The 12889-nt window shown below is 36.1% G+C and carries 11 protein-coding genes; 6 read left to right on the top strand and 5 right to left on the bottom strand.

What is annotated here, in order from left to right:
• The first annotated feature begins 74 nt into the window (after nucleotides 1-74).
• The 4 genes from U9K52_RS12610 (at nucleotide 75) to U9K52_RS12595 (ending at nucleotide 5311) form a co-directional block, all read left to right on the top strand.
• On the top strand, nucleotides 75-2726 hold the full coding sequence (locus tag U9K52_RS12610; RefSeq protein ID WP_263601611.1) for a 4-alpha-glucanotransferase: 2652 nt from the start codon (nucleotides 75-77) through the stop codon (nucleotides 2724-2726).
• Between the two features lie 139 nt (nucleotides 2727-2865).
• Nucleotides 2866-3882 carry a hypothetical protein gene (locus U9K52_RS12605; protein WP_248390357.1) on the top strand — a complete coding sequence of 339 codons (1017 nt, stop codon included), beginning with the start codon at nucleotides 2866-2868 and terminating at the stop codon, nucleotides 3880-3882.
• Between the two features lie 346 nt (nucleotides 3883-4228).
• Nucleotides 4229-4681: a hypothetical protein gene (locus U9K52_RS12600; protein WP_322926849.1), complete on the top strand. Its 453-nt coding sequence runs from the start codon at nucleotides 4229-4231 to the stop codon at nucleotides 4679-4681.
• Between the two features lie 123 nt (nucleotides 4682-4804).
• A complete protein-coding gene (locus U9K52_RS12595) occupies nucleotides 4805-5311 on the top strand; it encodes a ferritin (RefSeq protein WP_072883991.1) in 507 nt (168 codons plus the stop codon).
• Nucleotides 5312-5385: 74 nt separating this feature from the next.
• Here U9K52_RS12595 and U9K52_RS12590 read toward each other — a convergent pair whose 3' ends face one another.
• Nucleotides 5386-8526 carry a UvrD-helicase domain-containing protein gene (locus U9K52_RS12590; RefSeq protein ID WP_322926846.1) on the bottom strand — a complete coding sequence of 1047 codons (3141 nt, stop codon included), beginning with the start codon at nucleotides 8524-8526 and terminating at the stop codon, nucleotides 5386-5388.
• 180 nt (nucleotides 8527-8706) lie between these two features.
• On the opposite strand from U9K52_RS12590, the gene U9K52_RS12585 reads away from it, so the two are divergent.
• Together U9K52_RS12585 and U9K52_RS12580 are read left to right on the top strand one after the other, a co-directional pair.
• Nucleotides 8707-9444 (top strand): carboxypeptidase-like regulatory domain-containing protein, encoded by a 738-nt coding sequence (locus U9K52_RS12585; protein WP_322926844.1) that lies wholly within the window; start codon nucleotides 8707-8709, stop codon nucleotides 9442-9444.
• A gap of 21 nt (nucleotides 9445-9465) precedes the next feature.
• Entirely contained in the window at nucleotides 9466-10242 is a 777-nt protein-coding gene (locus U9K52_RS12580; RefSeq protein WP_322926842.1) for a carboxypeptidase-like regulatory domain-containing protein, read from the top strand.
• A gap of 13 nt (nucleotides 10243-10255) precedes the next feature.
• Here the strand turns inward: U9K52_RS12580 and U9K52_RS12575 are convergent, their stop codons facing one another.
• From U9K52_RS12575 to U9K52_RS12560, 4 genes are all read right to left on the bottom strand, one after another.
• Entirely contained in the window at nucleotides 10256-10768 is a 513-nt protein-coding gene (locus U9K52_RS12575; protein WP_322926839.1) for a GNAT family N-acetyltransferase, read from the bottom strand.
• A 3-nt stretch (nucleotides 10769-10771) separates the two neighbouring features.
• Entirely contained in the window at nucleotides 10772-10993 is a 222-nt protein-coding gene (locus U9K52_RS12570) for a PspC family transcriptional regulator (RefSeq protein WP_029297636.1), read from the bottom strand.
• Between the two features lies 1 nt (nucleotide 10994).
• Complete coding sequence (locus U9K52_RS12565; protein ID WP_322926834.1) at nucleotides 10995-12260, bottom strand: DUF2851 family protein; 1266 nt, start codon at nucleotides 12258-12260, stop codon at nucleotides 10995-10997.
• 359 nt (nucleotides 12261-12619) lie between these two features.
• Nucleotides 12620-12865 (bottom strand): hypothetical protein, encoded by a 246-nt coding sequence (locus tag U9K52_RS12560; RefSeq protein ID WP_322926832.1) that lies wholly within the window; start codon nucleotides 12863-12865, stop codon nucleotides 12620-12622.
• Nucleotides 12866-12889 lie beyond the last annotated feature (24 nt).

Below are 12889 nucleotides of genomic sequence, written 5' to 3'. Positions count from 1 at the left end.
TTTTTTAATGAATATTTGATATTCAATAAGTTTTATTTTTCGATATTATAATGTATTTTTATAAAAAAATGTAAATGAAGATATACTTTAATGTAGGTTACAGTACAAAAGTCGGAGAAAGACTTCAGCTGGTTATCAGCGAAGAAAATGCTGTATCGCAGACGCATCCTATGTTTTATGAAGAAAACGGACAATGGAAATGTGAAGTGGATTACTTTTCAAAATCTATTTCTTATCAATATCAGGTTATAGATGAAAAAGGAAGTATGCTGCGTGAAGAATTTGTCCTGCATCGTTTGAATTTCCCTCATAATTATAAAGAGTTTATTATTTTTGATCGCTGGAACAACAAAAATTTTCCTGAAAATTACCTTAACAATAAAATACTTTACAATAAGCTGAATACATTTAAACCCGAAAAAATATCGGTTTTAAAAAAGCATACCCATTTATTTAGAATTGAAGCGCCCATCTATAATCCCGACTGGGCGGTTGTCCTGTTCGGCAGTACGGCTTCCCTTGGAAATTGGGATTATGATAAGGTTATTCAGTTGTCGCAGACGGATTTCGGTATCTGGGAAACTTCAGTTGAAATTCCAGAAAATGAATTTATACAATATAAATACTGTCTTTATGATAAAGCATCCGGAAAAGTATTTGATGTAGAAGCTGGCGAAAACCGTTTTGCCCTTCCCAATCAATCCAAAGATGTTTTGCATGTCGTTGCAGACCATTATTTTAAATTCAAACTTTACCAGATGTATCACGATGCCGGAGTGGCTGTTCCTATCTTTTCTTTAAGAACAGATGACGGCTTTGGTGTGGGAGAATTTTCAGATCTTAAAAAACTGGCAGATTGGGCGAAAGAAACTAACTTGGGAATTATTCAGATTCTGCCGATCAACGATACCACTGCAAATTATACCTGGACAGATTCTTATCCCTATGCAGCAGTTTCTGTCTATGCGCTTCATCCGCAGTATATTGCTCTGGAACAGCTGGACTTCCCGTTGCCCGAGGATCTTTTTGCTGAATATAAAGCTGAAAAATCCGAATTGAATGCACTTGATCTGATCGATTATGAGAAAATGATCTCAGGAAAATGGAAATACCTGAGAGCGGTTTTTGATGCTGATAAAGAGAAAATATATAAAGACAGGAACTTTAAAAAATTTATTAAAGACAATGAATCCTGGCTGATTCCGTATGCTGCGTTCTGTGTTTTAAGAGATAAATATAAAACCCCGAATTTCAACGAGTGGAAGACGCATAAAAAATATATTGCCGGAAAAATTGCGCCTTTTTTCAGCGCAAAAAGTAAAGATTATGATGCGTCTATGCTGCATGCCTGGGTGCAGTATCAGCTTCACAGGCAATTGAAAGATGCTATTGACTACACGCATAGACTAGGTGTTTCCGTTAAAGGAGATCTTCCAATCGGGATTTACAGATATTCGGTAGAAGCATGGACGGAGCCTGAGTTATTCGGAATGGATTTTCAGGCCGGCGCACCACCTGATCAGTTTACAGAGCTTGGACAGAACTGGGAGTTTCCAACCTATAACTGGGAAGCCATGAAAGCGGATGATTACAAGTGGTGGAAAAACAGGTTCAAAGCATTGGAGCAGTATTTTGATGCGATGAGGATTGATCACATTTTAGGTTTTTTCAGGATCTGGAGAATGCCGATTTCCGCAACACAGGGAATTTTAGGATATTTTTACCCTGCCGTTCCGGTTACGCTGGAGGAATTCGGTAAATGGAATATTCCTTTCAATTTCGACAGGTATTGTAAGCCGTATATCAATGATCAGATTCTTTGGAATTACTTCGGAGAAGAAAACGCAAATGCGCTTGAATTTATTGACAATAATTACGACGGCACTTATTCTTTTAAAGAAGAATTCAATACCCAAAGAAAATTGTCGGATTTCTTCAGGAAAAATCCTCGCGGACCAATTGAAAGCCAGCTTATATCACTTTGTGCCAATGTTTTATTTTTAATTGAAGAAAGAAACGGACAGATAGTTTATCATCCGAGATTTAATGTATATAACACAGAATCGTACAAATATCTTTCGGATTGGGAAAAGAAAGCAATATACGATCTGTACCATGATTATTTCTTTAAAAGGCAGGATCATCTCTGGTATGAAAAAGCCATGGAAAAATTACCTGTAATCCTGAATGCCACCAAAATGCTTATTTGTGGTGAAGATCTGGGGCTGGTTCCGGATTGTGTTCCGGTAGTAATGGATGAATTGGCAATCGTTGCTTTGAAAGTTCAGAGAATGCCATCCGATAACATTCCTTTTTATAATCCTAAAAATGCAGGATACCTGAATGTGGTAACGGCCTCTTCTCACGACAGCTCAACATTGAGACAGTGGTGGAAAGAAAACCCCTCACTTACCCAGCAGTATTTTAACCTCCAACTGATCCAGTACGGACAGGCACCGGAAAATCTTGATCCTTATCTTGCTGAAATTATTATGAAACAACATCTTTATAATGATGCAATGCTGGCTATTTTCCCGATACAGGAATTTCTGGCAACCGATCAGCGATTGGCTAATATTGAAATGGATAACGAAAGAATTAACAATCCTGCCGTTTTTCCACATTATTGGAGGTATAGAATGCATCTAAAGCTTGAAGACCTTAAACATGAATCCGACTTCAATAAAAAGATAGCATATTGGATCAAAGATAGTGGAAGGTTGTAAATTTAACAATTGATTATCAATTTATTAACGTATAATTAAAAGAAGTTTTATCGAAAGATTTAACTTCTTTTTTCTATTTATATCCAAAAGATAGAATGAAGAATTCTACTATATTATTAACCAATTAACGACTTTAAAAATGAAAAAAATATTGATCGGTTTTGCTTTGAGTCTCGGAGTTTTTTCCTTTGCTCAGCAGTATCCGGATTACGGATATGACAATGACGGATATTATCAGAATGACGGTGGCTATTACAGCGATGAAGATGACCAGAATTATTTCCCGGATGATTACTATTATAATTATCCACAGGATTATTATCCACAGAATTATTATCAGAGTAATTACAACGATTACCGAAACAGTATCGTTAATATTAACTGGAATGTATTTTTTACCCAAAACAGGCTAAATCCATGGCAGATCGATCAGATCCTGAGACTGAATAATCTGTATATAAGTTTTTCATCATGGAACAGGTTCTACAGATACAATCCGGACAGATGGTATTATGACAGATTCTATGCTTTACAGAGAATCATGGGTCCAAGGGTTTTTGTAGTGTTCCAGAATAATTATTACAGAGGATACAGTCCGGTAGTGTATTTCCAGAATTACAGAAGAACACATTATGCTGCAATCTGCAGACCGATGCCAAGATATAGAAATGTAAATATCAATATTTACAGAGTAGACAGGGCGAAATTCAGAAGAATGGACAATCCTACCTTTAATATTGTAAGATCCAGCGACAGACCAAATAATGGATTCCGGGGTTCGGTGAGAGATGGTAATAATGGCAATAACGGAGGCTTCCGCAACAATAATGCTGGAAATAAAAGTAATGATAATTCAGGTTTCAGAAATAATGGTAATGCGCCGAGAAATAACGGAGGTTTCAGAGGAGGTAATGATAGCGGCGTAAGAAATGATGGTGGATTCCGTGCTCCAAGAGCTGAAAATAATGGCAACAGAGGCGGTGGATTCAGAGGTGGAGAAGTTAGAAGAGAAGAGGCTCCTAAAAGAGAAAATAACGGAGGCTTCAGAAATGAAGGAAGTTTCAGAAGAAATGAAAATACCGCACCGAGACAGCAGAATAATGGTGGTGAAAAGAGAGGTAACGGCGGTTTCAGAAACGGATTTGCAAAGAATTAATTTTCATATATTATATTTAAGTGGTGTGAAGGGCAGGTTTTTATAAATCTGCTCTTTTTATATTTATGAAATTCATATTTAATTTTAACAATAATTATAATATTTTGCATTTAACTTTTGTTTTAGCTAATTATCAAAAAGATATAGAGAGAATAATTGAATAATAGATTTTCATATATTATATTTAAGTGGTGTGAAGGCAGAGTAATAATTCTGCCTTTTTTTTAGTACCTTAATGTTGAATTATTCATATTTAATTTTAACAATAATTGTGATATTTTCTATTTAACTTTTATTTTAACGGATAATCAAAAAGATATACAAGAAATATTTAAAAATTTGTAATATGAAAAAATTAGTATTAGCGATAGCATTTATCGGATTCGGAGGTTTTGCAATGGCTCAACAGACTACTCCACAGGACAGACAGGCAAAAAAAGCTGAAATGCAGCAGAAGTTTCAGCAAAAAGAACAGGAGCATATGGCTCAAATGCAGAAAGATTTAAATTTAAATCAGGCACAGGTTGATAAAATTAAAGCGCTTCATGATAAGAGAAAAGCTGAAATGAAAACTGAATTTGAAAAAAATAAAGGTGAAAGACAGGCGAGAGCGGAGCAGATGAAAGCTAAAAGAGCACAAATGGATGCTGAAATGAAGCAGATTTTAACACCTCAGCAATATGATAAATGGCAGGCCGACAGAAAAGCTAAAATGGAGCAAAGAAGAATGGCGATGAAAGAGAGAGGTACCAGAATGCATAAGCCAATGAATACGGTAGCTCCGGATGCAACAAAGTAGTTTATAATTTTGATTTTTTAATGTGTTGAAGGGCGGGATTTATCCTGCCCTTTTTTATTAATTTTTACTAAAACTTTTGTTTTAAGAGTTTATTCCCTAATTTTGAAAGTAAATTTATACCCTATGGTTAGCGAGAAAATTGCAAAATTAATTAACGAACAAATAGCTCACGAACAGTACGCTGCACAATATTATCTGTCAATGTCCGCATGGTTTTCGGGAAAAGATCTTGATGGGATTGCCAATTATTTCAGAGTGCAGAGTAAGGAAGAATTAATGCATGCCGATAAAATGTTTGATTACCTTAACGATGTGGGGGGAGAAATAATCATCGGTGAAATTCCTAAGCCTCCACATGAATTCCTTGGAGCAATTGATATTTTTGAAAAAGCACTGGAGCACGAAAGAAAAGTAACAAAAAGTATTTTCAATATCGTTAAAAATGCCAATGATGAAGGTGATTTTGCCACCACTTCATTTCTACAGTGGTTCATTAATGAACAGGTGGAAGAGGAAGCAAGTGCTTCACAACTGGTAACAAAAATTAAGATGGTATCTGATAACCCTTCAGCACTATATCTTTTTGACCAGGAATTGGCACAAAGGGTTTTTAATCCTAAAGGAGAATAAATTGAATTGACTTAATGATAAAAATTTTCGGCGGCACCAAAGGTGCCGCCGAAAATTTTTATCATGTTTTTGATTTACAAATAAATCAACCTTGTCTTCAAAACCTTTTTGCCCAGTTTTTCAAGAATATTTTTATAATTCTCAATCTGGCGTTCATTTTTGGAAGATTCTTCTCCCGTTTTAAAATCAACGATGATATAGCCTTCATCACTTTTCAGCATACGGTCGGGCCGGTACACTTTACTTTCACCGTTTTCGGAAATCATGATGTCTTTTTCATTGATAACTTCCCATTTTTCATCAAAGAATTCGGCATGGGTTTCTATGATTTTTTTAAGTTCGGAATGTATCGTACGGCTTTCCTCAAGGGTTACCTGACCTTCAAGAATATAGCATTCCAGAACTTTAGAAACGTCTTTTGCGGTATTGATCTGAGATAAAAGTTCATGCACAAAAAGACCGATTCTCACCTTTTCATTTCTTACCTGATAGTTCTTGGAAGGGGTTGCGATTTTTATTGAAGTATTGTTTTCACTGATGTTTTTCAGAACCCGGATGTCCTTGGTTTTAAAAGATGAAATTTTTTCCTTCGAATATTTTTTCAGCATTTCAGGACTAACCTCGTACAGATCAAATTCATCAAGATTTTCAGGATTTTTCGACTGGAGAAACTCCAGCAGCTCAAGATTATTTGATGTTTTATTGGCTTTTTGGATATAGAAAAAAAGCTGTTCCACAGGTCGCGTTGTGGCAACATACTGCAGGCAAAGCCGGTCTACAAAGTTTTTGTATGAATTTTGTCTGTTGAATTTTTCAATTTCTTCATCGTAAACCTCCAGATTTTTGCTGAATTGATTAATGTTGACCGACTTTAGCGGAGTGTCTTTTGAAGTTTCAAACCAGTTGGTAAATTCGGCATCACGGTTTTTATTCATCATCGGGATAAAAACGATTGGGAATTCCAGACCTTTAGCCTTATGAATGGTCATGATCTGTACCGCATCAATATTTTCAGAAGCCTGAATTGTATACGCAGAAGCTTCTTCGTCCCAATATTTAAGGAATTCTTTAGTACTTGCCCCTGCATTTTGGGTAAAATTAAAAAGCATTTCCAGAAAGTTCAGCAGGAAATCCGTTTCTTTACTTTCAACGGAAAATTCGTTGATGTAATATTCTACAAAATTATAAAGATTAAATCTCGGGAAATGATCCTGCTTAAGCTTTAAGGCATACCTGTTCTGGATGAAATCTAAAATTTCTTCATGAGAGCTAAGATCAAGGATTTCTTTCATCTCCAGGGTAAAATCTGCCATATGAATTCTTCCCAGCTGGTTAAGATAGTACATCATCATAATCAGGTTGGGTTTATTCTTCGGATTAACCTCCCATTTCAGGAATTCGATCACGGCTTTTAACGTATTGGAAAGCTCCAGGGTTAAACCTTTGTCAGAAATTGTTTTAATATTCGTTTCCTCTCCTTTATAATTTACCTTCAGATTTCCTAATTTCTGGGAATAACTGAAAATGTCAAAATTCCCGCGGCAGAGAATGGTAATGTCTGAAAATCTGAAACCATTATCCAGACTTTCCTGGATATCTTTCCGCATTCTTTCAGAAGTATCATTATAAAAATCTTCATTCGTAAGATTTTCAATTAAATTTACTTTTACACGGCCTTCCATTGAAGATCTCGGCGTCTGTTCTGCGTCTGTCCCGAAAATATTCTTATGCTCTTCTTCTAAAATATCAGAATGAAAGCGATACAGATCGTTATTGAAACGGACTATATTCCTGGCGCTCCGCCAGTTGTCTTTCAGCACCAGAAGTTCGGCTTCCTTGGGAGTAATTTCTTTTTTGTTGATAATATCAAGCATCAGTTTGCTTTCTCCGCCCCGGAAACGGTAAATACTCTGTTTCGGATCTCCAACCAATGTAAACGAAGTATTTTCAGTAGAAATGGAATGGTCTCTCAGCGGAAGGAAATTCTGCCATTGAAGCTCGGAGGTATCCTGAAATTCATCAAAAAAATAGTGCTGAAACTGGGATCCTACCTTTTCATAGATGAAAGCAGACGGCTCATTTTTAAGATTTTCGTTGATCAGAATATTGAATTTGCTTAATAGCACAAGATCATTTTCCTGTTCAATTTTTCTCAGCTCATCCTGGATATCTTTATTTACTTTCAGTGGCAAAAGTGCGGAAAGGATTTTCTCTTTTTTCTGTGTTTCAATATAAAGAAGAATCAGCTGCATCCTATTTTCAAGAAGCTGATCAAGAATTTCTAAAATATCACCTTTCTTGTGTTTTGATTTTGAAGAAGCACCTTTACGGTAATTATTGACAACGGATTCCTCTGCAGTGGTAGGAAAAGGAAAACCCGTTCTTTTTTGCTGGTAAAAATCTAATACTTTAGTGAAAAATCCGCCGATTCCATTTTTGCCCTGCGCGAAATCTTCAATCTCAATACCTTTCGACCTGAATAATTCTATCGATTTTGCGGCAAGATCACTCGCCTGTTTTTTGTTTAATACAATTTCTTTACGAAGTGTATTTTTAATATTTTCGTAATTCGTGCTGTCGAAGTCTTTATTGTTTTTCAGATGTTCATAATGAATATCCTTCACAAATTCTTTCGCAGAATCATACAGGTTTTTATTTAAATTAATTCTTTCATTATTCTCAAGGCTGTAATCCACATAATCCATGAACGATTCGGAAATCACTTCATTTTCCCCGATCTGGTCAAGCATTTTATCCACGGCTTCAATAAGGAAGGGCTCGGCTTCAATTTCAAGATTAAAATTTTTAGCCAGACCCAATTCATAAGAAAAGCTTCTTACAAGTCTGGAGTTAAAACGGTCTATAGTTCCGATATTCAGAGTAGAATAATTATGAAGAACATAATCCAGTAGTTTTTTTGCACGGATATGAAGTTCATCAATGGTAATCTTAATGCCTTCAAGTTCAAACGCTTTCTGGATATTTTTCAGATCACTATTTTCCGCGAAATCATCCGACGAGAAATTTCCCAGCCAGCTCAGGATTCTTTCTTTCATTTCGTTGGCTGCCTTGTTGGTAAAAGTAAGTGCCAGAATATTCCTGATCGACTGCTGTTGATTAGGATACCGGAGACAGATCATCAAAAGCCGCTGCACCAGCGCATAGGTTTTCCCCGAGCCGGCTGAAGCATTGATAACGGTATAAGAATTTTGCATTTCGATTGGAATTCAATGTGCAAGTTACTTAATTTTAAGTGAAATTTTAACAAATTGAGCGGTTGATTTAACAGTTTTAAAGCTATAAATCAAAAAGAAATGCTAAAACGCGTTAACTGTGGTTAAACTTCCCGAAATATTTAAAAATAATTATAGTTTTGCTCTAATAAAAAACTTTCCGTGAAAATTAAACTACTTTTTGTCTTATTTACCGTTCTTTTCATCAATATTCAGGCCCAGGATTATATTTTCGGGAAGGTGACTTCTGAAGATAATAATGAAATTTCCGATGTTACGGTCATTAATATAAGGACTGACGAAAGAATTTCAACCAATCGCGACGGCCATTTTATGATATCCGGAAGAGCAGGAGATGAGCTTCGGTTTGTGAAAAACGGTTATGAAAGAGCCAACAGAAAAATCAATAAAGAAAACATCAGTGCACCTGTTAATGTTACGCTCATGAGATCGGCAACACTTATTGCAGAAGTAGAACTGAAAAAAGAAATTACAGGAGATCTTAAAATTGATTCCAAAAACCTTAACCCTCCAAGGAAAGTCCAGAAACTTAAAAGTGATCTTGCTGTCTACATGAAGCGAAAATCAGCACCTTCGGTTTTAGCACCGCGTGCGGGGGAATTTGTACAGCCGGTAACAAAAGGTGTATTTTCTCTGGGAAAAGTTAAAAACAAGTGGGATGATATGGATCTCCTGAATTACCTGCAGAATGCCCTTGGAACAGAGTTTTTTGAAGATCTTAAAATTGAAAAAGCACAGATACAGCATTTTATCCTTTATATACTGAGAACAGGTTTTGAAAGAAAAAATATCCTTAAATACGGCTATGTTACCGAAGCGGATCTGAACAGGTTTAAAAATGCTGTACTAAACAGAATCTCGGCCTATAAAACTCCCTAGGTTCATTATATCTTAAAAGTAATGAGAATCAAACTTTTAATTTTTGTAATATTTCCTTTTCTCCATGTATTTTCACAAAAAACGATAGAAGGATCCATTACTGATGAAGACGGCGTTGCGCTTCCTGCTGTGATGATCATGAATATCTCTTCAGAGAAAAGGACTTATACTGCCTTAGACGGAACTTTTTCAATCGAAGCAGCGCCTGAAGATGAATTACGGTTCATACGTTCCGGCTATGAAAGGTCTTCTATACAGGCAAAATATCTTACAGAAAATAAAACAACGATTAAACTGATAAGAATCGCTGAACAGATTGAAGAAGTAGAAATCGCCAATCTTACCGGCGATATCAAAAAGGATTCCCGCGCGATGGCCAAAATCGATAAAGGAAAGTTGGTGGAAGATGCAGTAGGACTTCCGCAACCTGTTGGGAAAATGAGGGAAACACCGGCAGATATAAAACAGGTGTTACTTCCTATTTTGCTGGGAAATCTCAATATTCAGGGGCTTTATGATGTTGTTAGCGGGGATGCGAGGCGAATGAAAAGGCAGTATAAATATGATGACCTCCAGGAAGATATTGCATGGATTCGCGAAAGGGTAGAGGATGATTATTTCATCAAAGAAGGCATTCCCAAAGAAAGGATCTCCGAGTTTATTGAATTTTCATTTTTAGACAAACCACAGACAAGAGCTTTTGTAAGGGCTAAAAACCTCACAGGTGCTTTATCAAGAATGGAAGAATCTCTTCCGGTGTTCGTTGAAAGATTGAAGGAAAGTTCTGTCGGAAAATAAATAGGTTCAGATATTAATGATACACAATATCGTAAATTTCATCTTTAATATCTTTTACATTCTCTGGCGTATAATTGGATAATAACCATAAATTAAGAGGTTTTTTACCCTTTCCGTAACTTGGCTGTACATACATTTCATCGATAAGGCGGAAGCCGTTTCTCTGATAGAAGGCATAGCGTCTTGCCGCATTTTCATTCACATGTTCCGGTTCTATTTCCAGGATTATTCTGGGATAGTTTTCAAAAAGATATTTTGTAATATGTGAGCCGAGTTTCTGGTTTCTGAATTGTTCGAAAACTTCAAAATGTTCCACAAAAGTATAAGTGCTGAGTTCCCAAAGAATGAGGTACCCAATATTGTTTGATTCGTGGAGGATAGATAGGATTTTTACTTTAGGATTTGTAAACAAAGGAACCAGTTTTTCCCAGTCTCTTCGTTCGTTTTCACAAAAAGTGGTGCAGTATGAACCGTAAATCTGCTCAACTCTGTAATCTTCCGGGGAAGTAATCTGTAAAAATTCCATAGTTTAAAGATCAAAAACATTAGGTCTTCTGGTGATGAAAATATCTTTCACCCATAGTGTAAATGCCAGTCCGAGGTAGATCAGGAAGAAAAATCCTGCCGTAGCAAAAGTAGAGTAAATAAAAAATACTCTGAGTTTGGATACCGGAATACCCAGTTTTGCGCCGGTTCTCGTAAGAACACCGAACCATTCTCTTTCCATTTTGTGGCGGATGTTATCTAGCATTTTAAGATTCTTTTAAAAGTGTAAATCCAATACTGCAATTTAAGCAATTTTTTTGTACACAAAAATGATTGAAATGATAAATGAAACTTTGGCTTTCCAGGGAGCTGAGAATTTTTATATCCATTTTACTCCAACTGTCAATCACCGCGTTTTTTTCTGCAGGCAGATTTTTATAAAAAGCAAGGAGTTCCTCTGTAATTTCTTCATGGTGGTATCGGTGGTACGTATATTTCAGAGGCAGGATTGTGTTTAAGATGATAAGTTCTACAAAGTCTCTGCTCAATACTTTGGGTTGATGTACCGTGGAAATTTTTCCGAAGCTGAAATGATTGTCCCAATATTCCGAAGCTTTGATTTCTTTAAATAAACTGAACAATTCTTCTGCGGATTTTGCATGAATAACTTTTGAAAATAAATTCTGGTGCTGATGATACAAATCCGCCAGCTGAGACAGACGCAGCGTGGGGAAATTAGGCGGACGCAGCCTTAAAAATTTAGGATGGATTCTTACATCAGATATTTTAAATTTTGCTTTTAAAAAATCAAATTCCCTTTTCCAGATTTTTACTAATTCATCCTTCGGATCTTCCAACCACCCCGCAATCCCGAATAATAAAGCTTCAAACTGCGTTTTGTTTTGGCGTACTTTAAGAACAATTGAAAATTCAATGCTTTCTGCAATTTGCCTGAATATCTCAGCATTGATCTTCAGTCCGAAAGAATAGGCAAGGCTGTGGAACAGAATGGCCTCAAAATTATTGTTGAATTTCTTCAGTTTTTTTTCAAGGTCTTCAGCTTTTTCATTCAGTTTTTTCAGGATATTTTGTTCATGAAAACCAACAGGAATATGTTTTGGATTGAAGCTGCTTTCGCAGGCAATGAACTGATTTCCACTTAACAGCTTTTCATATTTCCAAAGCATACCCTCATCAATATGGTGCTTCAGTTCCAATGTCGGAATGTTTTTATTATTCAGTTCATCAATGTCCATGTCATGTTCATAAACGGCATGAAGGATAATGTTCTGATAATTCGGATTCTGGGAATGATTATGGAAGATCCAGTCGGAAGATTTTATATGAAGTTCTATGTGTCCGGCTAAAATAACGCCGCCGACTTTAATTTTAGCCTCTAAAAAATCCGGTCCGGAATCGGTATTCCATTTCCCGAAGTCAATAATTTCAACAGGATTTCCTTCCATATCCCTGAAATCGAAATGTTTAAAGATCTTATGGTTCCAAAGATATTGGAGTAGTTTTTCAGTCATGAGTGTTTTTTTTGCTAATTTCTTAACAGGATAAAATACTATTGAGTCGAATCTATAGTTGTGCGGCAAATCTAAAGAAAATATTTCACATGCATCTGAACTAAAGTTGTAAAAACGCCAACAAAAGTTGTATTTTTTGAATATAAAAAATACGATTGTGAATTTTGAAAAATTTTGATAGTCGCTTCGTCACTTGGAGTGTTTTTTCGCAACAAAGTGGAGAAAAAATGTATCGAGAATGGAATCTCTCTTCAAAATTATAAACTTCTCGATACGATTTTTTAAAAAATCTACTCGAAGAGACGAAAATGAATCAAAATGCACAACGGGTTATAAAAAATAGTAAATTAGCTGAAAAATTATTTGAGCTGAAAGACCAGATTGCTTTCTGGAAAAGCCAGGCTGAAAGCAGCAAGTAATTTCCTTTTTTCCCGAAAAGCTGTTGCACCCCTGTAATGACTTTTCGGGAACACCCGAAAGTTTGTCGTACCCTCGCAACGGCTTTTCGGGAAACTCCGAAAGCTTCCTGCAGCCTGCAGGAGGTTTTCGGGAACGTCCGAAGGGATTTTTATACCAGAGCCTGCCGGAATAAAATAATTAATCACATCATATGGTTTAATAATAAATAT

Origin of the sequence: Chryseobacterium sp. MHB01, assembly GCF_034651565.1 — a bacterium.
Lineage (GTDB): Bacteria > Bacteroidota > Bacteroidia > Flavobacteriales > Weeksellaceae > Chryseobacterium > Chryseobacterium nepalense.
Note: the sequence above shows the minus strand (reverse complement) of the source record. Positions and strands in the feature narration are given on the sequence as shown.